The organism is Pseudomonas sp. R4-34-07 (assembly GCF_003852375.1).
GTDB lineage: Bacteria > Pseudomonadota > Gammaproteobacteria > Pseudomonadales > Pseudomonadaceae > Aquipseudomonas.
Genome location: NZ_CP027760.1, coordinates 645,396 through 669,760 on the forward strand (window position 1 = coordinate 645,396; position 24,365 = coordinate 669,760).

The 24,365-nt window shown below is 61.8% G+C and carries 19 protein-coding genes; 13 read left to right on the forward strand and 6 right to left on the reverse strand.

Annotated features, from left to right (window positions below; translation table 11 throughout):
• Positions 1-50: 50 nt before the first annotated feature.
• The 3 genes from C4J85_RS02710 to C4J85_RS02720 all read left to right on the forward strand — a co-directional run bounded on the left by C4J85_RS02710 (position 51) and on the right by C4J85_RS02720 (position 6,878).
• Positions 51-3,341, forward strand: a complete 3,291-nt coding sequence (locus C4J85_RS02710) for a DUF2126 domain-containing protein (RefSeq protein ID WP_124408933.1) — start codon at positions 51-53, stop codon at positions 3,339-3,341.
• Positions 3,342-3,501: 160 nt separating this feature from the next.
• Positions 3,502-5,988, forward strand: a complete 2,487-nt coding sequence (locus C4J85_RS02715) for a circularly permuted type 2 ATP-grasp protein (protein WP_124408934.1) — start codon at positions 3,502-3,504, stop codon at positions 5,986-5,988.
• Entirely contained in the window at positions 5,988-6,878 is an 891-nt protein-coding gene (locus C4J85_RS02720; RefSeq protein WP_124408935.1) for a transglutaminase family protein, read from the forward strand. Before C4J85_RS02715 ends, C4J85_RS02720 begins: the two co-directional genes overlap by 1 nt.
• Before the next feature lie 115 nt (positions 6,879-6,993).
• Here the strand turns inward: C4J85_RS02720 and C4J85_RS02725 are convergent, their stop codons facing one another.
• Positions 6,994-7,176, reverse strand: a complete 183-nt coding sequence (locus C4J85_RS02725) for a hypothetical protein (protein ID WP_057724239.1) — start codon at positions 7,174-7,176, stop codon at positions 6,994-6,996.
• 333 nt (positions 7,177-7,509) lie between these two features.
• Between C4J85_RS02725 and azu the strand changes: the two genes are divergently transcribed.
• Positions 7,510-7,956, forward strand: a complete 447-nt coding sequence (gene azu / locus C4J85_RS02730) for an azurin (protein ID WP_124408936.1) — start codon at positions 7,510-7,512, stop codon at positions 7,954-7,956.
• Between the two features lie 126 nt (positions 7,957-8,082).
• On the opposite strand, the gene nadE is transcribed toward azu, so the two are convergent.
• From nadE to C4J85_RS02745, 3 genes are all read right to left on the reverse strand, one after another.
• A complete protein-coding gene (nadE, locus tag C4J85_RS02735; protein ID WP_124408937.1) occupies positions 8,083-8,910 on the reverse strand; it encodes an ammonia-dependent NAD(+) synthetase in 828 nt (275 codons plus the stop codon).
• A 3-nt stretch (positions 8,911-8,913) separates the two neighbouring features.
• Entirely contained in the window at positions 8,914-10,128 is a 1,215-nt protein-coding gene (gene pncB / locus C4J85_RS02740; protein WP_124361042.1) for a nicotinate phosphoribosyltransferase, read from the reverse strand.
• 166 nt (positions 10,129-10,294) lie between these two features.
• Positions 10,295-11,182, reverse strand: coding sequence for a LysR family transcriptional regulator (locus C4J85_RS02745; RefSeq protein ID WP_124365643.1), 888 nt, complete (start codon positions 11,180-11,182; stop codon positions 10,295-10,297).
• 154 nt (positions 11,183-11,336) lie between these two features.
• Between C4J85_RS02745 and C4J85_RS02750 the strand changes: the two genes are divergently transcribed.
• The 9 genes from C4J85_RS02750 (at position 11,337) to C4J85_RS02800 (ending at position 22,412) form a co-directional block, all read left to right on the forward strand.
• Complete coding sequence (locus tag C4J85_RS02750; RefSeq protein WP_124408938.1) at positions 11,337-12,827, forward strand: aldehyde dehydrogenase family protein; 1,491 nt, start codon at positions 11,337-11,339, stop codon at positions 12,825-12,827.
• A gap of 176 nt (positions 12,828-13,003) precedes the next feature.
• Positions 13,004-14,287 (forward strand): FAD-binding oxidoreductase, encoded by a 1,284-nt coding sequence (locus tag C4J85_RS02755; protein ID WP_124408939.1) that lies wholly within the window; start codon positions 13,004-13,006, stop codon positions 14,285-14,287.
• 374 nt (positions 14,288-14,661) lie between these two features.
• The gene (locus tag C4J85_RS02760; protein WP_124408940.1) at positions 14,662-15,798 is read left to right on the forward strand and encodes a branched-chain amino acid ABC transporter substrate-binding protein; all 1,137 of its coding nucleotides are present in this window, start codon (positions 14,662-14,664) and stop codon (positions 15,796-15,798) included.
• Between the two features lie 205 nt (positions 15,799-16,003).
• Positions 16,004-16,918 carry a branched-chain amino acid ABC transporter permease gene (locus C4J85_RS02770; RefSeq protein WP_048727385.1) on the forward strand — a complete coding sequence of 305 codons (915 nt, stop codon included), beginning with the start codon at positions 16,004-16,006 and terminating at the stop codon, positions 16,916-16,918.
• A 2-nt stretch (positions 16,919-16,920) separates the two neighbouring features.
• Complete coding sequence (gene livM, locus C4J85_RS02775) at positions 16,921-18,198, forward strand: high-affinity branched-chain amino acid ABC transporter permease LivM (RefSeq protein WP_124408942.1); 1,278 nt, start codon at positions 16,921-16,923, stop codon at positions 18,196-18,198.
• A complete protein-coding gene (locus C4J85_RS02780) occupies positions 18,195-19,070 on the forward strand; it encodes an ABC transporter ATP-binding protein (RefSeq protein WP_124361048.1) in 876 nt (291 codons plus the stop codon). The genes livM and C4J85_RS02780 overlap by 4 nt, the downstream gene beginning before the upstream one ends.
• Positions 19,067-19,783: an ABC transporter ATP-binding protein gene (locus C4J85_RS02785; RefSeq protein WP_124361049.1), complete on the forward strand. Its 717-nt coding sequence runs from the start codon at positions 19,067-19,069 to the stop codon at positions 19,781-19,783. Before C4J85_RS02780 ends, C4J85_RS02785 begins: the two co-directional genes overlap by 4 nt.
• Positions 19,784-20,555: 772 nt before the next feature.
• A complete protein-coding gene (locus C4J85_RS02795) occupies positions 20,556-21,320 on the forward strand; it encodes an SDR family oxidoreductase (protein ID WP_124408944.1) in 765 nt (254 codons plus the stop codon).
• Positions 21,321-21,506: 186 nt separating this feature from the next.
• Positions 21,507-22,412 (forward strand): cation diffusion facilitator family transporter, encoded by a 906-nt coding sequence (locus tag C4J85_RS02800; RefSeq protein ID WP_124408945.1) that lies wholly within the window; start codon positions 21,507-21,509, stop codon positions 22,410-22,412.
• Between the two features lie 117 nt (positions 22,413-22,529).
• Here the strand turns inward: C4J85_RS02800 and C4J85_RS02805 are convergent, their stop codons facing one another.
• Positions 22,530-23,630: an AGE family epimerase/isomerase gene (locus C4J85_RS02805; protein WP_124408946.1), complete on the reverse strand. Its 1,101-nt coding sequence runs from the start codon at positions 23,628-23,630 to the stop codon at positions 22,530-22,532.
• Positions 23,631-23,786: 156 nt separating this feature from the next.
• Positions 23,787-24,359 carry a HupE/UreJ family protein gene (locus C4J85_RS02810; protein WP_124408947.1) on the reverse strand — a complete coding sequence of 191 codons (573 nt, stop codon included), beginning with the start codon at positions 24,357-24,359 and terminating at the stop codon, positions 23,787-23,789.
• Between the last annotated feature and the right edge of the window lie 6 nt (positions 24,360-24,365).

Genomic DNA, 24,365 nt, shown 5'->3' on the forward strand with positions numbered 1-24,365 from the left:
CATAAGTCTTGCGCGCGTTGTGCCCATGCCCTGGCTCGCAGGAGGCCGCCGTGTCGATTCATGTCGCGTTGCACCACGTTACGCATTACCGCTACGACCGCGCTGTCGAACTCGGCCCGCAGATTGTGCGCTTGCGCCCGGCTGCCCACAGCCGCACGCGGATTTTGTCCTATGCGCTGAAAGTGCTGCCCGAGCAGCATTTCATCAACTGGCAGCAAGACCCCCAGGGCAACTACCTGGCACGCCTGGTGTTTCCGGAAAAGACTGACCAGCTGCGCATCGAAGTCGATCTGGTCGCCGAGATGGCGGTATTCAACCCCTTCGACTTTTTCCTCGAGCCCTACGCCGAGAACATCCCTTTCAGCTACGCCGCCGATGAGCAGCGCGAGCTGGCGCCTTACCTGGAAATCTTGCCGCTGACGCCGAAGTTTGCCGCCTACCTGGCCGGTATCGACCGCACACCGTTGCCGGCCGTGGATTTCCTGGTCGGGCTCAACCAGCGCCTGGCCGCCGATATCGGCTACCTGATCCGCATGGAACCGGGCGTGCAAACCCCGGAATTCACCCTGGAAAACGCCTCGGGCTCGTGCCGCGATTCGGCCTGGCTGCTGGTGCAACTGCTGCGCAACCTGGGGCTGGCAGCGCGGTTTGTCTCTGGCTACCTGATCCAGCTCACCGCCGACGTCAAAGCCCTGGACGGCCCCTCCGGTACCGAAGTGGACTTCACTGACCTGCACGCCTGGTGCGAGGTGTATCTACCCGGCGCCGGCTGGATCGGCCTGGATGCCACCTCCGGGTTGTTCGCCGGTGAAGGGCATATTCCTTTGGCTTGCAGTCCCGATCCGTCATCCGCCGCACCAATCAGTGGGCTGGTGGAACCGTGCGCGTGCGAATTCACGCACGAAATGTCGGTAGAGCGAATTTGGGAGGCCCCACGGGTCACCAAGCCCTACACCGAAGAGCAGTGGCTGGCGATCCAGGCCCTGGGTCGGCAGATCGATGGTGACCTGCTCAGGGACGATGTGCGCCTGACCATGGGCGGCGAACCGACGTTCGTGTCCATCGACGACCCCGACGGCGCCGAGTGGAACACCGCCGCCCTGGGGCCGGACAAGCGCCGCTTGTCCGCTGAACTTTTCCAGCGCCTGCGCAAGCACTACGCGCCCCAGGGCCTGGTGCACTTCGGCCAGGGCAAGTGGTATCCCGGCGAGCAATTGCCGCGCTGGTCGCTCAACTGCTACTGGCGCCGCGACGGGGTGCCGATCTGGCACAACAGTGCGCTGATCGCCGATGAGCAAGCAGACTATGGCGCGGATGGCCCGTTGGCCGGGCGCTTCCTGGCCAGCGTCGCCGAACGCCTCAAGCTGCCGGCGCGCTTTGTGTTTCCGGCGTTCGAAGACAATTTCTACTACCTGTGGCGCGAAGGCGCGCTGCCGCAAAACGTCACTGCCCAGGACCCGCGTTTAACCGACGACCTGGAGCGCGAACGCCTGCGCAAAGTCTTCGGCCAAGGCTTGGATAAAATCATCGGCCAGGTGCTGCCGCTGGCGCGCACTGCCGCCAATGATCGCTGGCAGAGCGGGCGCTGGTACCTGCGCGACAATCACTGCCGCCTGGTGCCCGGCGATTCGCCGTTGGGTTATCGACTGCCGTTGGCCTCGCAGCCTTGGGTGACGGCGGCGGAATATCCGTTCGTGCATCCGACCGACCCGAATCAGGATCAACCGCAACTGCCGACCACCGCGCAACTGCAAAGCCATGGTGAGCCCGCGCCGAGTGAAGAGCGTGCGCCACATCTGGATGAATCCGCCGACTGGCTGACCCGCACCGCGCTGTGTGCCGAAGCACGGGAAGGGCGCCTCTATCTGTTCATGCCGCCGCTGGAGCGCGTGGAAGACTATCTGGAGCTGGTGACGGCCATCGAGGCCACCGCTGAAGAACTGCATTGCCCGGTGTTGCTGGAGGGCTATGAGCCGCCGGCCGATACGCGCCTGAGCAACTTTCGCGTCACGCCGGACCCTGGCGTGATCGAGGTCAACGTACAGCCGTCCGCCACCTGGGACGAGTTGGTGGAACGCACCGAGTTTCTTTACGAAGAGGCGCGGCAAACCCGCCTGACCACCGAGAAATTCATGATCGACGGCCGCCACACCGGCACCGGCGGCGGCAACCATTTCGTGTTGGGCGGCGCGACACCCAAGGACTCACCGTTCCTGCGCCGGCCCGACCTGCTGCGCAGCCTGATCAGTTACTGGCACAACCATCCATCGCTGTCCTATCTGTTTTCCGGCCTGTTTATCGGCCCGACGTCCCAGGCACCCCGGGTGGATGAAGCGCGCAACGACGCACTGTATGAGCTGGAAATCGCCTTTGCGCAAATGCCCGCGCCGGGCGAAGAATGCCCGCCCTGGCTGGTCGACCGGCTGCTGCGCAACCTGCTGATCGACGTGACGGGCAATACCCATCGTGCCGAGTTCTGCATCGACAAACTCTATTCTCCCGACGGCGCCACCGGCCGTCTGGGCTTGCTGGAACTGCGCGCATTTGAAATGCCGCCCCATGCGCGCATGAGCCTCACCCAGCAGTTGCTGTTGCGGGCGCTGGTCGCTCGTTTCTGGCGTGAACCTTACGCGCCACCGAAGCTGGCGCGCTGGGGCACCGAACTGCATGACCGCTATTTGCTGCCGCACTTTATCGAACAGGATTTCGCGGATGTGATCGTCGAGCTCAACGCCGCCGGTTATCCGCTGCGCGCCGAGTGGTTTGCCGCGCACCTGGAATTCCGTTTCCCCAAGGTCGGCGACTATGCCGTCAGTGGTATCGAGCTGGAACTGCGCCAGGCCCTGGAACCCTGGCATGTGCTGGGCGAGGAGGGCGCGGTGGGCGGCACGGTACGGTATGTGGATTCGTCCCTGGAACGCCTGCAGGTGAAATTGAGCGGCTTGCCGCCGCAACGCTATCTGCTGACCTGCAATGGCATCCCGGTACCGCTGCAGCCCACCGGCCGCATCGGCGAGTTCGTCGCCGGCGTGCGTTACCGCGCCTGGCAACCGTCCAACTGCCTGCAACCGACCATCGCCGTACATGCGCCGCTGGTGTTCGACCTGCTGGACACCTGGATGCAGCGTTCGCTGGGCGGCTGCCAGTATCATGTGGCCCATCCGGGCGGGCGCAATTACGACAGCCTGCCGGTGAATGCCAATGAAGCCGAGAGCCGGCGGATGGCGCGGTTTTTCCGCTTGGGGCATAGTCCAGGCAAGCTGGATGTGCCAACTGTAGTGGTGAACGATGAATTGCCAATGACCCTGGATTTACGCCGCTTCCCCAATAAAAATGATTGAATGCGATCCAAATGTGGGAGGGGGCTTGCTCCCGATGGCGCAGCATCAGCCGATACATGAGTTGACTGATTCACCGCCATCGGGAGCAAGCCCCCTCCCACAGGGGATTTGCAGTGTTTGTTGAGTTAACCTGACTTCCCTTGCCTCTGCCGAGCGTTCCATGTCCGATTTGCTCGACCGTTACCCCCTGACCCCAGGCACCTATCACGAACTGCTGGATGACAGCGGCGCAGTGCGTGCCCATTGGCAGCGCCTGCTCGACCACCTGCAACGCAGCACGCCGGCCCAACTGGCCCAGCGCCAGGCATTGCTGACCCGGCAGATTCAGGAAAACGGCGTGACCTACAACGTCTACGCCGACCCCAAGGGCGCCGATCGTCCGTGGGAACTGGACCTGTTGCCCCATGTGCTGGCTGCTGATGAGTGGCAGCACCTGTCGGCCGGTATCGCCCAGCGGGCGCGTCTGCTCAATGCCGTCCTCGCCGACCTCTATGGCCCGCAGCGCCTGATCAAAGAAGGCCTGCTGCCCGCCGAGCTGGTCTTTGGCCACAACAACTTTCTCTGGCCGTGCCAGGGTATCCAGCCGCCGGACGGGACCTTTCTGCACCTGTTCGCCGTGGACCTGGCCCGCACGCCGGATGGTCGCTGGTGGGTGACCGCCGACCGAACCCAAGCCCCGTCGGGCGCCGGCTACGCCCTGGAAAACCGTACCATCGTGTCCCGCGCCTTCCCGGATCTGTACCGTGACCTGCAGGTGCAACACCTCACCGGTTTCTTCCGCACCCTCCAGGACACCCTGGCCCGCCAGGCGCCCGGCGATGACCAGCCGCCGCTGATCGTATTGCTCACGCCGGGGCGCTTCAACGAAAGCTATTTCGAACATCTCTACCTCGCCCGTCAGCTCGGTTACCCGCTGGTGGAAGGCGGCGACCTCACCGTGCGTGACAGCACGGTGTTCCTCAAGACCCTCAGTGGCCTGCGCCGCGTCAACGCGATCATGCGTCGCCTGGACGACGACTTTTGCGACCCCCTGGAGCTGCGCACCGATTCGGCCCTCGGCGTACCCGGCCTGCTCGATGCCGTGCGCCAAGGCAATGTGCTGGTGGCCAATGCCCTGGGCAGCGGCGTGCTGGAGTCGCCGGGGCTGCTCGGTTTCCTGCCGAAGATCAACGAGTTTTTATTTGGTGAACAACTGATCCTGCCGTCCATCGCCACCTGGTGGTGCGGTGAGGCGCCGGTGCTGGCCGAGGCGCTGGAAAAGCTGCCGCAGTTGCTGATCAAACCGGCGTTCCCCTCGCAGAGTTTTGCCCCGGTATTCGGGCGCGACCTGAACGCCGAACAACGCCAGGCCCTGGCCGAACGCATGCGCGCGCGGCCCTACGCCTACGTCGCCCAGGAGTTGGCGCAGCTGTCCCAGGCGCCGGTGTGGCACACCGTGGATGACCACTTGCAACACCGCGCCATCGGCATGCGCGTGTACGCCGTGGCCAGTGACGACGGCTACCGCGTACTGCCCGGCGGCTTGACCCGCGTGGCCGCCGACGCCGACGCCGAAGTGGTGTCGATGCAGCGCGGCGGTGCGAGCAAGGACACCTGGGTACTCGGCGAGCGTGCCCCCGGTGGCGAGCAATGGCGCGCCCAGCGCGCGATCGGCGCACACGACCTGGTGCGCCGCGATCCGTATCTGCCGTCACGCGTGGTAGAAAACCTGTTCTGGTTTGGGCGTTATTGCGAGCGCTGTGATGACAGCGCGCGCTGGCTGCGTATCGTGCTGGCGCGCTATGTCGACGGCGACGATCCGTTGGCGCTGCAGGCGGCGGTGGAGCTGGGTGAGAGCCTGCGATTGTTGCCGGATGAAGGGGCGCTTCCCGAACGCTTGCTGGCCGCGTTGCTCGGCGATGATTGGCCGTCGAGCCTGCGCGCCAATCTGCAGCGCTTGCAGTGGGCGGCGTCCCAGGTGCGCGGCAAGTTGTCCCGGGAAAACTGGCAGGCCCTGGTGGAGCTGCAACGCGAAGCCCTGCAATTGGAGAGCGAAACCCCGGACTTCGGCGAGTTGCTGGATTTCCTCAACCGCCTGGTGATGTCCCTGGCGGCGCTGTCGGGGTTTGCCCTGGACGATATGACCCGCGATGAAGGCTGGCGCTTCTTGATGATGGGGCGGCGTATCGAGCGCCTGCAGTTTCTCAGCAGCAGCCTTGCCGCGTTCCTGCGCGGTGTGGCGGTATTCGATCAGGCGGGGTTGGAGTGGTTGCTGGAGCTGGGCAACAGCAGCATCACCTACCGCTCGCGTTACCTCGCAGTGCCGCAACTGATTCCGGTGCTCGACCTGCTGTTGCTCGACGAGCAGAACCCCCATGCGGTGCTGTTCCAGCTGAAACTGGTGAGCCGTACCTTGCGGCGCTTGAACGATGATTTCGGCGTGCCACGGGAAACCGGCCTGGGGCCGTTGGTGGAGCAGTTGGCGCGCTTCGACCTGGGGTGCCTGGAGAACCCGCTGTTCGGCGAAGCCAGCGTGCGCGCCGCGTTGGACGGCCTGGCCGACCTGCTGCAAGCGGTGGCCGATGAGAGTGGGCAAGTGTCGGATCGCCTGGCCTTGCGTCACTTTGCCCATGTGGATGATGTCAGCCAGCAAACGGTGTCGGTGTGATGAGTGCGCGCTATCAGATTTTCCATGACACCCATTATCACTACGACAGCCCGGTGTCCCTGGCCCAGCAGCTGGCGCATTTATGGCCACGGCCCTGTGCGTGGCAACGCTGCACCTGGCAAACCCTGGATATCAGCCCGCCGCCTTCTTCACGCCGCGATGAACTGGACGTGTTCGGCAACCCGATCACGCGCGTGGCGTTCGAGCGGCCCCATGATGAACTGCTGGTCAATGCCGGGCTGACCGTGGAAGTGCTGGCGCGACCCGCGTTGGACTTTTGGCAATCGCCGCCGTGGGACCGCACCCGTGACAGCCTCACCTACAGCAGCCAACCGCTGTCGCTGGAGGTGATCGAAGCCTGCCGCTACCGCTTCGAATCGCCCTACGTGCATCTGAAAAAAACCTTCGTCGAATTCTCCGAAAGCTGCTTCCCGCCTGGCGCGCCGTTGTTGATAGGCGTGCAGGCGTTGATGCACAAGATCTTCAGCGAATTCACCTTTGATGCCGAAGCCACGCAGGTCGCCACGCCGCTGGTGGAAGTGCTGGAGCGCCGTCGCGGCGTGTGCCAGGACTTCGCCCACCTGATGCTCGCCTGCCTGCGTTCGCGGGGGCTGGCGGCACGCTATATCAGCGGCTACCTGCTGACCCAGCCACCGCCCGGCCAGCCACGGCTGATCGGCGCCGATGCGTCGCATGCATGGGTGTCGGTGTTCTGCCCGGAGTCGGGCTGGGTAGACTTCGATCCAACGAATAATGTGCAGCCGGCGCTGGAGCACATCACCCTGGCGTGGGGCCGGGATTTTTCCGATGTGTCGCCGTTGCGAGGGGTGATCCTGGGAGGAGGGAGCCATGACCCGGAGGTGCGGGTGACGGTGATGCCGCTGATGTAACGGGATCGTTCCCACGCTCTGCGTGGGAACGCCTGCGGTGAAGCTCAGCGTCACTGTGCGCCGGGACGCGAAAAGTCCAAGGCTGCATTCCCACGCAGAGCGTGGGAACGATCAATTATTCAGCCGGGTCTTTCGGGGTTTCAGTCTCGTCTGCTGCCACTTCACCTTCCGCATCCGGGTTCAGTGCACCCGCTTCTTCATCTGCAGCGGCTTTCTTGCGTTGCAGCTTTTCCTCTTTCTTCTGTTCCTTGGCCAAGTCTCTCTGACGTTTGGCGAAGGAGTAATTAGGTTTGGCCATGGGCGATCCTCTAGGGTACGAAGGTGAGGGTGGGCGGCGCGCGGCTGCCTTGGGTCGCTATGGTAGCAGCTTAGCAGCGCGCTTGGCCTTCACTTACCGCTGGCGTAAGCGGCCAGCAGGCCGTTGAACAGTTGATTGAGGTGCATGGCTCAGGCTCCAAGGGGGGATGGGCCGATCATATTCGGTTGCCGCGACGGTGGCTGGTAGATTGTATTGATCAGTCTGATAGCCTAAAGTTGTATACAATCTGTTGATGCAGATCATAAGAACTCACGCCTGAATGAGGCACCCTTGTCGCAATACGCGTTATTCAACCCTGCCTTGGAGATTCACATGTTCGCCAAACTCGTTGCTGTTTCCCTGCTGACTCTGGCTAGCGGCCAGTTGCTTGCCGCAGAGTGCAAGGTCACTGTCGACTCCACCGACCAGATGTCTTTCAACACCAAAGCGATTGAAATCGACAAGAGCTGCAAGCAGTTCACCGTCGAGCTGACTCACTCTGGCAGCCTGCCCAAGAACGTGATGGGGCATAACTGGGTGCTGACCACTGAAGCCAACATGCAGACTGTGGCTACTGACGGTATGGCTGCAGGTATCGATAAGGATTATCTGAAAGCCGGTGATGACCGCATCATCGCCCACACCAAGATCATTGGTGCTGGCGAGAAAGATTCGGTGACCTTCGACGTCTCCAAGCTGAAAGCCGATGAGAAGTACAGCTTCTTCTGCTCGTTCCCCGGCCACATCTCGATGATGAAAGGTGCCGTGGTCCTGAAGTAACACCGCGTTATCGTTCATCGGGAGCAAGCCCCCTCCCACATTTGAATGTATTCACAAATCAAAGTGTGGGAGGGGGCTTGCCCCCGATGGCATTCTGACAATCAACGCAAAACCCTCTGCCTCACCTCAAGGCGCAAACGGCATCACCCGCTTGTGCTCAGTCTTGCGGTACGTCTCGCAAATAATCCTGAACGCCTCCTCACGCACCGGCTCGCCGTGCAGGAATGCATCGATCTCGGCATAGGTCACGCCATGTGACGCTTCGTCCGGCTTGCCCGGCGACAGGTCTTCCAGGTCGGCGGTCGGCACTTTCTCCACCAACGACTCCGGCGCGCCGAAATGCCGCGCAATCGCCCGCACCTGGTTTTTCACCAGCCCGCTCAGCGGCGCCAAGTCGCAGGCACCATCACCGAACTTGGTGAAAAAGCCCATCACCGCTTCCGCCGCATGGTCGGTACCGATCACCAGCCCACCGGCCGCGCCCGCGATGGTGTACTGCGCGACCATGCGCATGCGCGCCTTGGTGTTGCCCAGCACGAAGTCGCGGGAGGCCACCGGTTTGCCCTCGAACGCCGCGACTTCATTGGCCAGGGCTTTGACCGCCGGGCCGATGTTGACGGTATGGCGCTCGTCCGGCTCGATGAAGTCCACCGACGCCTGGGCTTCGAGTTCGTCGAACTGGGTTTCGTAGGGCAGGCGCACGGCGATAAACCGATAGGCCTCGTCGCCGCTGCTGGAGCGCAGTTCCTGCACGGCGCGCTGGGCCAACAGGCCTGCGGTGAGGGAGTCGACACCGCCACTGATGCCCAGTACCAACGACTTGAGCCCGGAATTGCGCAGGCAGTCCTGGATAAAGGCCACGCGCCTGGCGACTTCTGCCTCAAGGGCGGCCTGGTCTTTGAACGGCGCTTGCACCTTGAGCTGCTGCGCAATCTCACGCTGTACGGCTTGCATGATTCACTCCTTGCTGGATAGGGCAGGTACTTTGAAAACGTGACGCAAATAGGCAACGAAATTGGGGTCGGTGCAGTGGGTCTTGCCCGCTTCATCGGAAATCTTCGCGACGGGCTGGCCATTGCAGGCGGTCATTTTAAGCACGATGCTCATCGGTTCCACCCCTGGAATATCGCAGGTCAGGTTGGTGCCGATGCCAAAGCTCACATTGATGCGACCGCGCAGCGCACGGAAAATCTCCAGGGCCTTGGGCAACGTCAGGCTGTCGGAGAACACCAGGGTCTTGCTCATCGGCTCGATGCCGAGCTTGTGATAGTGGGCGATGGCTTTTTCTGCCCACTGCACCGGGTCGCCGGAGTCGTGGCGCAGGCCATCGAACAGCTTGGCGAAGTACAAATCGAAGTCGCCGAGGAACGCGTCGGTGGTGATGCAGTCGGTCAGGGCGATGCCCAGCAGGCCACGGTACTCGCGGACCCAGCAATCGAGGGCGGCGATCTGGCTGTCGATCAGGCGCGGGCCGAGTTGTTGGTGGGCCATGATCCACTCATGGGCCATGGTGCCCAACGGCTTCATATCGAACTCGCGGGCCAGGTGCACGTTGCTGGTGCCGACAAAACGCCCAGGGAAGTCGTGCTTGAGCACGCTGACCACTTCCTCCTGCACCCGGTACGAGAAGCGCCGACGCGTGCCGAAGTCGGCCACTTGCAACTCGGACAGCTCATCGCTGCTGGCGTTGGCGGTCAGCCAGTCGAACTTGCGGTACAGCTGCTCGCGGGCCTGCTCCAGGATCACGGTCTGGTAGCGGTAGCGGTTACGCACTTCGCTGACGATGGCCAGCATCGGCACTTCAAACAGGATCACATGCAGCCACGGCCCGCGCAGGCGGATAAACAGCTCGCCGTTCTCGATACCGGTCTGCACGTAGCGCAGGTTGAAGCGGAACAGCCCGAGGAAACGCAAAAAATCCGGCTTCATGAAGCTGATGCGTTCCAGGAAGCCCAGTTGGTCCGGGCTCAGGCTCAGCTCGGCGAGGCGCTCGATCTGGTAGCGAATCTCCGCCAGGTAAGGGCGCAGGTCTTCGCTGTTGCGGCAACGAAACTCCCATTCAACCTCCACGTTCGGGTAGTTGTGCAGCACCGCCTGCATCATGGTCAGCTTGTAGAAGTCGGTGTCGAGCAGGTTCTGCACGATGCGATCGGCAAACACACTCTCGCTCATAACGGGAATCTCCAGACGGGTCGGCGAGGGGCGCCGGCCTTTACGCTCAATTGAGGAAGGGGGCTAGTGGCGCATAGACCTGTGGGGTTTTGCCAGTGATTTTTTTGGTGTGGCTACTGGCCTCATCGGGGGCAAGCCCCCTCCCACATTGAAATGCATTCCAGAATCAGACCTGCTCCAGCATCCATTTCACAAATTCGCGCACCTTGGGCACCTCCGCCGAATGCTCCGGATATGAGAGGTAATACGCATCCTGGCTCGGCATTGCATGCTGCCAGGGAATCACCAGCTTGCCGTCGGCCAGTTCCTCTTCCACCAGAAAGCGTGGCAGCAGCGCCACGCCGCAGCCGACTTGCGCCGCGCGAATGCACATATAAAAGGTGTCAAAGCGCGGCCCGTGGTAACTGTGCTCGGTGTGGAAGCCCTGGCTGGCGAACCAGTCATGCCAGCCTTGAGGGCGTGAGGCGTTTTGCAGAAGCACCAGCTCGCTCAGTTGGGTGGGGTCGGTGAACGGCGCTGTCGGCAGGCTCTCCGGGGCGCACACAGGGATGAGTTCTTCGCTGAACAACTTCAGGCTTTCGGTGCCGGGGCGTGAACCCTGGCCGAAGTAGAACGCCATGTCGGCCTTGCCTTGCAGCAGTTCGTCCGGTTCCTGTTCGTTGCACAGGTCCAAATGAATCTGCGGGTGGCGCAGGCGCCAGCCCTTGAGGCGCGGCACCAGCCAGCGCGCACCGAAGGTGTAGGGCGTGGACACGCGCAGTACTTCGGTTTCGCCGCCGTAGGAACGCAGGTAGTGGGTAGACATCTCCACCTGGGTGAGGATCTTGCGCACTTCCACCAGGTACAGATCGCCCGCCGGGGTCATCTGCAAGCGGCGCCGCACCCGGCGAAACAGCAGGTGTTGCAGTAACTCTTCCAGCTGCGCTACCTGTTTGCTCACCGCGCTTTGGGTGAGGTTCAGTTCCTCGGCGGCGCGGGTAAAGCTCAGGTGGCGGGTGGCGGCTTCGAAACACTGCAGGGCGGTGATCGAGGGCAAATGTCTTTTGTTCAGCACGGCATGCCTCTTTTTATTCTTTGCATGAATAAACGGAATGATATCTCGCCTAATCGTCGTTTGTTGGCAAGTCTTGGGCCAGCTACAAATGAGGCCTGGATCGCCGCGCCGGTTGCGGCGCACATTTTTCTGCTTTTGTTTGAAGGAGTGACCCATGGTTGCCGCATTGCTTGACCGTCTAGGGGTAAACCCGGCGCTGTACCAGGCGGGTACCCAGCCCGTGCATTCGCCGATCGATGGCAGCCGTATCGGCAGTGTGCACTGGGAAGGCGCCGCCGAGGTGGAGCAGCAGGTCAGTCGCGCCGAGCATGCATTCGACGCCTGGCGCAAAGTGCCGGCCCCGCGTCGCGGCGAGCTGGTGCGTCAGTTGGGCGACATGTTGCGCCAGTACAAGGCCGACCTTGGCGAGCTGGTCTCTTGGGAAGCCGGCAAGATCACCCAGGAAGGCCTGGGGGAAGTGCAGGAAATGATCGACATCTGCGACTTCGCCGTCGGCTTGTCGCGCCAGCTCTACGGCTTGACCATCGCCTCCGAGCGCCCCGGCCACCATATGCGTGAAACCTGGCACCCGCTGGGCGTGGTCGGCGTGATCAGCGCGTTCAACTTCCCGGTGGCCGTGTGGGCGTGGAACACCGCGCTGGCGCTGGTGTGCGGCAATGCGGTGATCTGGAAGCCGTCGGAAAAGACCCCGCTCACCGCGCTGGCCTGCCAGGCGCTGTTCGAACGGGTGTTGAAGAACTTCAAGGATGCACCGCAGTACCTCAGCCAAGTGATTATCGGCGGCCGCGATGCCGGCGCCGCGCTGGTGGATGACCCGCGTGTGGCGCTGATCAGCGCCACCGGCAGCACCCGCATGGGCCGCGAAGTGGCGCCGAAAGTCGCCGCGCGCTTTGCCCGCAGCATCCTTGAGCTGGGCGGCAATAATGCGATGATCCTCGGCCCCAGCGCTGACCTGGACATGGCGGTGCGCGCCATTTTGTTCAGTGCGGTCGGCACCGCCGGCCAGCGGTGCACCACCCTGCGCCGACTGATCGCCCATGAATCGGTCAAGGCCGACATCGTCACCCGCCTCAAGGCCGCCTACGCCAAGGTGCGCATCGGCCACCCGCTGGAAGGCAACCTGGTCGGCCCGCTGATCGACAAGCACGGCTTCGACAACATGCAGGACGCCCTGGAGCAAGCCCTGAGCGAGGGCGGCAAGGTGTTCGGTGGCAAGCGCCAGCTCGAAGACCAGTTCCCCAACGCCTACTACGTGTCGCCGGCGATTGTGGAAATGCCCGAGCAGAGCGACGTGGTGTGCACCGAGACCTTCGCGCCGATTCTGTATGTGATCGGCTACACCGACTTTGCCGAGGCCCTGCGCCTGAACAACGCGGTGCCACAAGGCTTGTCCTCATGCATCTTCACCACCGATGTGCGCGAAGCCGAGCAGTTCATGTCGGCGGTGGGCAGTGACTGCGGCATCGCTAACGTCAACATCGGCCCGAGTGGCGCGGAAATCGGTGGTGCGTTTGGCGGTGAGAAGGAGACGGGCGGCGGGCGTGAGTCGGGCTCGGATGCGTGGCGCGGGTATATGCGGCGCCAGACCAATACCGTGAACTACTCGCTGGAGTTGCCGCTGGCTCAGGGCATCACTTTCGACTGAAGCCCCCTCAAGTCGAAGTGAGAGCAAAAATGTGGGAGGGGGCTTGCTCCCGATAGCAGTGCTTCAGTCAGCGAATCTGTAGCTGACCCACCGCTATCGGGAGCAAGCCCCCTCCCACATTCGGCCGGATTTTCAATTCTGAAAAGTTGTTTGTTAGGTCTCATCGGAGTCTGGCAATGCCTTTACGCGAAACATGTTTGTGGGAACACCTCACCCCGAGCCGGCCGGATCGCGCTGCGCTCAAAGGCGAAATCAAGGTGGATGTGTGCGTGATCGGTGCCGGCATCACCGGTTTGTCGGCGGCCATTCACTTGCTGGAACAGGGTAAAAGCGTCGCGGTGCTGGAGGCTCACCGCACCGGCCATGGCGGTTCGGGGCGCAACGTCGGGCTGGTCAACGCCGGCATGTGGATCCCGCCGGACGAGATCGAAGCCGGTTTCGGCGAAGCCGTGGGCAGTCAGCTCAACCGCATGTTGGGTGCCGCGCCGTCGCTGGTGTTCGGCCTGATCGACAAATACGCCATCGATTGCCAACTGCGCCGCGAGGGCACTTTGCACATGGCGCACAACGCTCGTGGCGAGGCGGACTTGCGCAGCCGTGAAGCGCAATGGAAGCGCCGCGGTGCGCCGGTCGAGTTGCTGACCGGGCAGGCGTGCGAGCAGGCCACCGGCACCACGAAAATAGCCGCCGCGTTATTGGATCGACGCGCCGGCACCTTGAACCCGATGGCCTACACCAGCGGCCTGGCGAATGCGGCGGCCGGGTTGGGCGGGCAGTTATTCGATCATTCCCCGGTCACCCAACTTGAGCGCCAGGGTGCAGACTGGCTGGTGCAGACCGCCCAGGGTGCGGTGCGGGCCGCGCAAGTGGTGATCGCTTCCAATGCCTACACCGAAGGCGAATGGACCGAGCTGCGCCGCAATTTCTTTCCCGGTTATTACTATCAGGTCGCGTCGGCACCGCTCACCGATGACGCCGCCACACGCATCCTGCCCGGTGGCCAGGGTTCATGGGACACGCGCCAGGTGTTGAGTAGCATCCGCCGCGATGCCGATGGCCGCCTGTTGCTCGGCAGCCTGGGCAACGGCAACCAGAAGCCGGCCTGGTTCCTCAAGGCGTGGGCCGATCGGGTGCAGCAGCACTACTTCCCGTATCTCAAATCGGTGCAGTGGGAATACACCTGGACCGGCTGCATCGCCTTTACGCCCGATCACCTGATGCGTTTGTTCGAGCCGGCGCCGGGGCTGGTGGCGGTCACCGGCTATAACGGGCGTGGAGTGACCACCGGCAGCGTGGTCGGTAAAGCGTTTGCCGACTATTTGTGTCACCAGAATCCCCAGGCGCTGCCGATTCCCTTTACACCGATGCAGCCGCTGGCGGGCGCAGGCCTGCGCAGTTGCCTGTATGAAGCGGGATTCTCGCTGTATCACGCCGGGCAATGCCTGCGGATCGTGATCTGATCCGCGAAATAGCGCGCGGAAGCCGGCATTTTCTTAGCCGGCTACCCATCTGTATTGGTGCAAGTTGTAGCAATCGCGCACTGTAAATGTGCAGTTCCGTTACGCAGCTGGTTACAAGTAGTGGAGCTGTCGTTTATCCCTCCGGTTGCAGGTGCCACCGTTCGGGGTTGTACTTTTTTGGTGTGCCGGTTGCACCTGTCGGAGCTAGACGGTTGCACGTCCTGGCGAAAGGACTCGAAACGCCAGCAATAACAATGACACCGTGTCTTTTTGAAGAATAAAAAAGTAATGGCACGCGGCTTGCTCTGAGCTTTCAGTGAAAAGTTTGAATGCAAGTTGTCGTGCCAAAAATCAAAAATATCGGAGCACCACTCATGTCCCAGACGTTTTACAAGAAAGGTTTTCTGGCCCTCGCCGTTGCAGCGGCGCTGGGTGTTTCTACGTTTGTTCAAGCTGATGTGAAAATTGGCGTGGCAGGCCCGATGACGGGTGCCAACGCCGCTTTCGGTGAGCAGTACATGAAGGGTGCCCAGGCGGCAGCCGATGAGGTCAACAAGGCGGGTGGCGTCAACGGCGAGAAAATCGTGCTGGTGTCCGGCGATGACGCCTGCGAGCCGAAACAAGCGGTGGCCGTGGCCAACCGCCTGGCCGACCAGGACAAAGTGATCGGCGTGGTCGGGCACTTCTGCTCCTCCAACACCATCCCGGCCTCCGAGGTGTATGACGAAGCGGGCATCATCGCAATCACCCCAGGCTCCACCAACCCACAGGTGACCGAGCGCGGCCTGGGCGCCATGTTCCGCATGTGCGGGCGTGACGACCAGCAAGGCATCGTCGCCGGCGACTACATCGTCGACGTGCTCAAGGGCAAGAAAGTCGCGGTCATCAACGACAAGGACACCTACGGCAAGGGCCTGGCCGACGCCACCGCTGCCCAGTTGACCAAACGCGGCGTGAAGCCGGTGCTGGAAGAAGGCCTGACCCGTGGCGAGAAAGATTTCAGCGCCCTGGTCACCAAGATCCGCTCCCTGGGCGCCGACGTCGTGTACTTCGGCGGCCTGCACCCGGAAGCCGGCCCGCTGGTTCGCCAGATTCGTGAAGCCGGTTTGAAAGACGTCAAGTTCATGTCCGACGACGGCATCGTAACCGACGAACTGGTGGCGACCGCCGGTGGTGCGCAGTACGTGGACGGCGTCTACATGACCTTCGGCGCCGACCCGCGCCTGCTGCCGGACAGCAAGGCGGTGGTCGAGCAGTTCCGTAAAAACGGCACCGAGCCCGAAGGCTACACCCTGTACGCCTACGCCTCGATCCAGGCCCTGGCCGCCGGGTTCAACGGCGCCAAGTCGAACAAGGGCGAGGACGCGGCCAAGTGGCTGAAGGCTCACCCGGTTAAAACCGTCATGGGCGAAAAGGCCTGGGATACCAAGGGCGACCTGAAAATCTCCGACTATGTGGTTTACCAGTGGGACAAAGACGGTAAATACCACCAGCTGGAAAAGCAGAAGTAAGCCGAACTGAATGCGGCACCTCTGTAGGAGCGAGCTTGCTCGCGAAAAACCCGAGAGCGACGCGGGCATTCAGGATGCCCGCGTCATCGTTGACGTTCTTCGCGAGCAAGCTCGCTCCTACAGGGGATGTTGCCAAGCCTCTGTTTTCCTCCAGAAGCGCCGCACACTCACCGGTGTGCAGGTGCTCACCGCGTGAGATTGCGTTATGGATGGTATTTTCCTGCAGCAACTGGTCAACGGCCTGACCCTCGGGTCGGTCTATGGCCTGATCGCCATCGGCTACACAATGGTCTATGGCATCATTGGCATGATCAACTTCGCCCACGGCGAGGTTTATATGATTTCCGCTTACCTCGCGGCGATCAGTCTGGCACTGCTGGCTTACTTCGGCATCGAATCCTTCCCGCTGCTCATTCTCGGTACCCTGGTCTTCACCGTCGTCGTCACCGGCGTGTACGGTTGGGTCATCGAACGTGTCGCCTACAAACCGCTGCGTAACTCCACCCGACTGGCTCCGCTGATCAGCGCCATCGGTATCTCGCTGATCCTGCAGAACTACGCGCAGATCGCCCAGGGCGCCAAGCAACAAGGCATTCCCACCCTGCTGGCCGGCGCCTGGCGCGTCGATATCGGCACCGGGTTCGTGCAACTCACCTACACCAAAGTGTTCATCCTCGTGGCGGCATTCGCCGGCATGGCGTTGCTCACCTACATCATCAAATACACCAAGCTCGGCCGCATGTGCCGCGCCACCCAGCAAGACCGCAAGATGGCCTCGATCCTGGGCATCAACACCGACCGTGTGATCTCTTACGTATTCGTCATCGGCGCCGCCATGGCCGCCCTGGCCGGCGTGCTGATCACCCTCAATTACGGCACCTTCGACTTCTATGCCGGCTTCATCATCGGCATCAAGGCGTTTACCGCAGCGGTACTCGGCGGCATCGGCTCCCTGCCTGGGGCGATGCTGGGCGGGATCATCCTCGGTATCTCCGAGTCGCTGTTCTCGGGGTTGATCAACTCCGACTACAAAGACGTGTTCAGTTTCTCCTTGCTGGTGGTGATTCTGATTTTCCGTCCCCAGGGCCTGCTTGGTCGCCCACTCGTGGCGAAGGTGTAAACATGTCTGCTGCCAAATCTATCGATATCAAGAAAAGTGTGGTCGATACGGTCCTCGCCGGGCTGATTTCGCTGATCGTGTTCGGCCCGATCGTCGGCGTGGTGCTCGACGGCTACAGCTTCAACCTGGAACCGGCGCGCGTGGCCATGCTGGTCGCCATCGTGATGGCCGGGCGCTTTGCCCTCAGCCTGTTCCTGCAAACCCCCAAGGGTGTGAAGATCCTGCAGGGTTTCGAAAGCAGCGGCTCCGGCGTGCACGTGCGGGCGCCGGACTACAAGTCGCGGCTGCGCTGGATCATTCCGGCGCTGATCGTGATCGCCATCGTGTTTCCGATCTTTGCCAACAAGTACCTGCTGACCGTGGTAATCCTCGGGCTGATCTACGTATTGCTCGGCCTGGGCCTGAACATCGTGGTGGGCCTGGCCGGTCTGCTCGACCTGGGTTATGTGGCGTTCTACGCCATCGGCGCCTACGGCCTGGCGCTGGGTTACCAATACCTCGGCCTGGGTTTCTGGACGGTGCTGCCGCTGGCCGCCATCGCGGCGGCGTTGGCGGGGTGCATACTCGGCTTCCCGGTATTGCGAATGCACGGTGACTACCTGGCCATCGTGACCCTGGGCTTCGGTGAAATCATTCGCCTGGTGCTCAACAACTGGCTGTCGTTCACCGGTGGCCCGAACGGCATGCCGGTGCCTTCGCCGACCTTCCTCGGCCTGGAGTTCGGCAAGCGTGCCAAGGACGGCGGCATCCCGTTCCACGAGTTCTTCGGCATCGATTACAACCCCAATATCAAGTTCATGTTCATCTACATCGTGCTGTTTCTGGTGGTTCTGGCCGTGCTGTACATCAAGCATCGCTTGACCCGCATGCCGGTCGGGCGTGCCTGGGAAGCCCTGCGCGAAGATGAAATCGCCTGTCGCTCCATGGGCCTGAACCACGTACTGGTCAAGCTCTCGGCGTTCACCATCGGTGCCTCCACGGCCGGTTTGGCCGGGGTGTTCTTTGCCAGCTACCAGGGCTTCGTCAACCCGTCGTCGTTTACCTTCTTCGAGTCGGCGTTGATCCTGGCCATCGTGGTCTTGGGCGGCATGGGCTCGACGGTCGGTGTGGTGATCGCGGCGTTCGTGTTGACCGTTGCGCCGGAACTGCTGCGCAGCTTCTCTGAATACCGCGTGCTGCTGTTTGGCGTGTTGATGGTGGTGATGATGATCTGGCGACCGCGCGGCTTGATCCGCATCAGCCGTACCGGTGTGACACCACGTAAAGGAGTGGCGCCATGAGCAAGGAAGTCGTCCTCTCCGTTGAACACCTGATGATGCACTTCGGTGGCATCAAGGCCTTGAGCGATGTGAGCCTCAAGGTGAAGCGCAACTCGATCTTTGCCCTGATCGGCCCCAACGGCGCCGGCAAGACCACCGTGTTCAACTGCCTCACCGGTTTCTACAAGGCCAGTGGCGGCAAGATCGAACTCAACGTGCGTGGCAAGCAGACCAATGTGATCCAGTTATTGGGTGAGCGCTTCCAGGCCACCGATTTCGTCTCGCCGAAAAGCTTTTTCAGCCGGGTGTACTACAAGATGTTCGGTGGCACCCATTTGGTGAACCGCGCGGGCCTGGCGCGGACCTTCCAGAACATTCGCCTGTTCAAGGAAATGTCGGTGCTGGAAAACCTGCTGGTGGCCCAGCACATGTGGGTCAACCGCAACATGCTCGCCGGTATCCTCAACACCAAGGGCTACCGCAAGGCCGAAAGCGATGCCCTCGACCACGCCTTCTACTGGCTGGAAGTGGTCGACCTGGTGGACTGCGCCAACCGCCTCGCCGGCGAGCTTTCCTACGGCCAGCAGCGCCGCCTGGAAATCGCCCGCGCGATGTGCACGCGGCCGCAGATCATCTGCCTGGATGAACCGGCGGCGGGCCTCAACCCTCAGGAAACCGAAGCCCTCAGCGCGATGATTCGCCTGCTGCGCGACGAACACGACCTCACAGTGGTGCTGATCGAACACGACATGGGCATGGTGATGAGTATTTCCGACCACATCGTGGTGCTGGACCACGGCAACGTGATCGCCGAAGGCGGGCCGGACGCGATCCGCAACGACCCGAAAGTGATCGCCGCCTACCTGGGCGCAGACGAAGAGGAACTCGTATGAACGGGCCTATCCTCGAAATGAAGGACCTGGACGTGTTCTACGGCCCGATCCAGGCCCTGAAAAAAGTCTCGCTGTACATCAACGAAGGCGAAACCGTCAGCCTGATCGGCTCCAATGGCGCGGGCAAATCCACGCTGCTGATGTCGATCTTCGGCCAGCCACGGGCCGAGTCGGGGCAGATTCTCTACAACGGCGTGGACATTACCCACAAGTCGTCCCACTACATCGCCTCCAACGGCATCGCGCAATCGCCGGAAGGGCGGCGGGTATTCCCCGACATGACCGTCGAGGAAAACCTGCTGATGGGCACCATCCCCATTGGCGACAAGTTCGCGCAGGAAGACATGCAGCGCATGTTCGAGCTGTTTCCACGGCTCAAGGAGCGGCGTAACCAGCGCGCGATGACCATGTCCGGTGGCGAGCAGCAAATGCTCGCCATCGCCCGCGCGCTGATGAGCCGGCCCAAGCTGTTGCTGCTCGATGAGCCAAGCCTGGGCCTGGCGCCGATCGTGGTAAAGCAGATCTTTTCCACCCTGCGCGAGCTGGCCTCCACCGGGATGACCATTTTCCTGGTGGAGCAGAACGCCAACCACGCCTTGCGCTTGTCGGACCGCGCCTATGTGATGGTCAACGGCGAGATTCGCCTGACCGGTACGGGCAAGGAACTGCTGGTGAATGAGGAAGTGCGCAACGCCTACCTGGGCGGTCACTGACTGCGCGGTACCCTGTGGGAGGGGGCTTGCTCCCGATAGCGGAGTGTCAGTTTCAGATGTGCTGACTGACAAAACGCTATCGGGAGCAAGCCCCCTCCCACATTGTTTTGTGTGATCCACAAGGCCTGCGCCAAATTGTGGAAAACAAATTCAGCTCCCCTCCAAAGCGCGACATATAGCCGCCGCAAATCCCTGTTTTGTCACAGTTTTGACTTGTCCCCATCCGCTGTGGAACCGGCTGTGGGTAAGGTGGGAGTAGCTGGCTGCAGGCCTCTGAAACCGTGGCTTGTAGCGGTGTGGTTAGTATTTGATCAGCCACTTTTTCGCGACCCTTCGAGGGGTTTGTCAACCTGTTTAAAGACACAGGTATATGACCGTTGCATGTCACTCCTGCCTGTGGATAAGTCTGTGACTAAACTCTGGAAAGACTGCCGCAGAGGCCGGAATGACTGGCCTGGAGCCATCACCTAGATGTTCACCGGGTAAAACGCCTACATACGCCTCTGTCCAGGTCAAGCAAAAAACTTTCTAAAAGCTCCTGCAGGCCTTGTATCACGCGGCTCAAGGCGATTTGCACTTGCCCCCAAAGACTGTGGGCGCAGTTGTGGATAACCTGCGCGTATGTGGCTGCAGGCCTTGATCTGCATAGCTCTGCTAAGCGTGGTTAAAAAATGATCAGGCGAGTATGAAGGTGCGCGCTTAGCGGTTGCCGCGAGGGCAGCGTAAGGGCATTCTGCTGGCAACTTTTCCCGTTGCCCGCAAGGAGACCACCATGTCCGACACGCTGTTTATTACTGGCGCCACTTCAGGTTTCGGTGAAGCCTGTGCCCGCCGTTTTGCCGAAGCTGGCTGGAAACTGGTGCTCACCGGTCGGCGTGCCGAGCGCTTGAATGCGCTGGTCGAAGAACTTTCCAAGCAAACCGAAGTGCATGGCCTGGTGGTGGACGTGCGTGATCGCAAAGGCATGGAAGACGCCATCGCCAACCTGCCGCCATCGTTCGCCACGTTGCGCGGGCTGATCAACAACGCCGGCCTGGCAGTGGGCACCGACCCTGCGCCCAAGTGCAACCTCGACGATTGGGAAACCATGGTCGACACCAATATCAAAGGGTTGCTGACCACCACCAGCCTGCTGCTGCCGCGCTTGATCGCCCATGGCCGTGGCGCCGGGATCATCAACCTGGGTTCCATCGCCGGTAACTACCCTTACCCGGGCAGCCATGTGTATGGCGGGTCCAAGGCGTTCGTGAAGCAATTCTCGCTGAACCTGCGCTGCGATCTGCAAGGCACCGGTGTGCGAGTGACCAACATCGAGCCGGGCTTGTGCGAGAGCGAATTTTCCCTGGTGCGTTTCGGCGGTGATCAGGCGCGTTATGACGCGACCTACGCGGGCGCCGAGCCGATCCAGCCGCAGGATATTGCCGACACGATCTTCTGGGTGCTGAATACGCCGGCGCACGTGAATATCAACCGCTTGGAGCTGATGCCGGTGAGTCAGACCTGGGCTGGGTTTGCGATTGAGCGTAGGGCCAAGTAAGGCTCAACTGATTGTTCCCACGCTCCGCGTGGGAATACCGCCGGGGACGCTCTGCGTCGCGCTTTGCTGGTGACGCAGAGCGTCACACCATGCATTCCCACGCAGAGCGTGGGAACGATCAAAGGTACACTCCGCTCCTGAAAACCCTCCGCACTGTGCGGTTTAAAGGTTTTGACGGGAGGAAATGTGAGTAACCGAGGTGAGCAGGCACTGCTCAAACAATCGACCATCCTGATGTTCGCAGTCGCGATCGCCGGGATTGTCACGGGTGTGATATCCGGCGCCCAATCCATTCTGTTCGACGGCTTTTTCTCGCTGATTGCCACCGCCATCAAGGTGTTGATGCTGATCACGGCCAAGCTGATCGCCAAGAAAAGCAACGAGCGTTTCCAGTTCGGCTACTGGCACCTGGAGCCCATGGTGCTGTTGATCGAAGGCAGCTTTCTGCTGTTGATCGCCATCTATGCGTTTCTCAACGGCGTGTTCGGCATCATCAACGGCGGGCGCGAGATCGAGTTGGGGCTGGTGATCATTTATGCGGCGGTGTTTACCGTGGTGGAGTTCGCCTACTTCTTCTATGTGCGCTACCGCAATCGCACGCTGAAATCCTCGCTGATCCAGTTCGACAACATCAGTTGGCTGGTGGACGCGATGCTGTCGGTAGGCCTGTTGATCAGCTTTCTGGCGGCACTGCTGCTCAAGTCCCAGGGGTATGGCGAATGGGCGGTGTATGTCGACCCGCTGATCCTGATCCTGTTGGCCCTGAGCATGCTGGCACCGGCGTTCAAGATCCTGCGCCCGGCGTTGCGTGAGGTGCTGGGGATCGCCCCGGATCACCTGGACGACACCGTGCGCGAAGTGATGGACGCGGCCAAGGCCAGGCATGGCTTCGATGACTACGTCTCCTATGTGCAAAAGCACGGGCGGGCGCGGTTCATCGAAATCCATGTGGTGTTGCCGGCGGATTACCCGGTGGATAACGTCGCGACCCTCGACCTGCTGCGCGAGGAGATATCCACAGGGCTCGGCACGCCGGATGCGGCTCGTTGGCTGACCATCAGTTTTACTGGGGATCGCAAGTGGATTGCGTGATGGCTGTTAGACCGAGGTGAGGCTATCGGGAGCAAGCCCCCTCCCACATTGGATCGGGTTCCAACATGAAACGCGGACAAATGTGGGAGGGGGCTTGCTCCCGATGAGGCCTGAAGGTCAGCCCAAATGCTGGGTCAGACCCTGATAGCAAGTCGCCAAATGATAAGGTGTGGTAGAAGGCATATCCCGGCGGCTCACCTGACCGTCGGCATCCAGGCATTCATGCCAACCCTTCCCATGCAGGAAATGCTCTTGCAGCGCCAGCAATTGACGCTGCAGCACTGCCTCGCTGTCAGGTCTCAGGGTCAACGCCCGCAGGTATTCAGCCTGCGCCCAGATACGCTGGGTGCCGTCGCGCACCGTGCCATCCACAGACAGCATGCCGCTGACCGCACCGCTTAACTTATCCACACCCTTTTGCTCAGCATAGGCAAACGCTCGCGTCAGTGAGGCATGCAGCGCTGTACCGCGCAGCACCTCTGACGACTCGAGCAAAAAGAACCACTCGAACTGATGCCCTGGCTCGAACCAGTTATCCACAGCGCCCAGGGGTTTTTCCATCATTACGCCGTGCTGGCGGTCGATAAAGCGCTTTTGCAGGGCGCCGGCCAAGTCCAGCAATGCGTCACGCGTGAGGGGATCGTCACGCACCGCCAGTGTGGCGAGAAAGCCTTCGGCCAGGTGCATCAGCGGGTTCTGCAAGGGGCCCGACTTGAGGCTTGACCAGTTGCGCTCGAGCACCGCTTCGTAGAGGCCGTCGCCGCTGGCGAAGCGTTCGGCGACCACGGCAAGCGCGGCATTGAGCACCGATTCCACCAACGGTTCACGCACCTTGGCCCAGTAATGGGCGCAGGCAAAGATGATGAAGGCGTGGGTGTAGAGGTCTTTGCGTTTATCCAGCGGCTGCCCGGCCGGGTCGATGCTGTAGAACCAGCCGCCGTGTTCGGCGTCGTGGAAGTGTCGTTGCAAGGAGCGGAACAGTGTGGCGGCGCGTTCCTCGGCAAAGGCTGCACCGGGTTCGCCGATCAGGCTGGCGAACAGGTACAACTGCCGGGCGCAGGCCATGGCGCGGTAGCGTTGTGGGGGTAACGGCTGGTGATCGGCGTCCAGTGCCTCGTACGGCAGCGCCAGGTCGGCATTCCAGCCTGGGCCCTGCCAGAGCGGCACGATCAGGTTGTGGAAGTGCGTGAGCACGGAGTTCAAAAGAGGTTGGGGCATCGGCTGGCGTCGTCACGGCAGGGGTGTGGCGCGCATGGTATCAGGCTGATCGTTCCCACGCTCTGCGTGGGAATGCTTTTCATGACGCTCCGCGTCATGCGTAGGAACGCGGAGCGTCCCCGGCTGCATTCTCACGCGGAGCGTGGGAATGATCTATCAGCCCGCCAGCAACCAGACCCCAGTTGCAGCGGAAGCAGCCCCGGCCAACCGCACCAACGGTGCCGCCGCCGCTGGCAGCAAACGTACCACCGCATAGCCCGCCGCGTGCAGCGCCGCAGTTGCGCCGACAAACCCCGCCGCATACGCCCAGGGGCTGGACATGTCCGGCAGTTCCAAGCCATGGGCCACGCCGTGAAACAGGGCAAACAACGCCGTTGCCGCCACCGCCACGAACAACGGCGGCCGTACCGCCAGCGCCACCGCCAGGCCCAGCGCCAGCACCGACGCGGCAATCCCGCTTTCCAGCGCCGGCAGTTGCAGGCCTTCAAACCCCAGCATGCCGCCAATCAACATGGTGCCGACGAAGGCGCAAGGCAGGGCCCAGCGTGCATTGCCTTTTTGCTGCGCCGCCCACAACCCGACCGCAACCATGGCCAGCAAGTGATCGAGACCGCCCAGGGGGTGGCTGATGCCGGCAACCAGGCCATTGTCGCCGTGACCCGGGTGAGCAAACGCGAGGGCGGGGGCCAGCAGCAACGTGGCGGCGGCGAACAGTTTCTTGAGGTTCATACACAG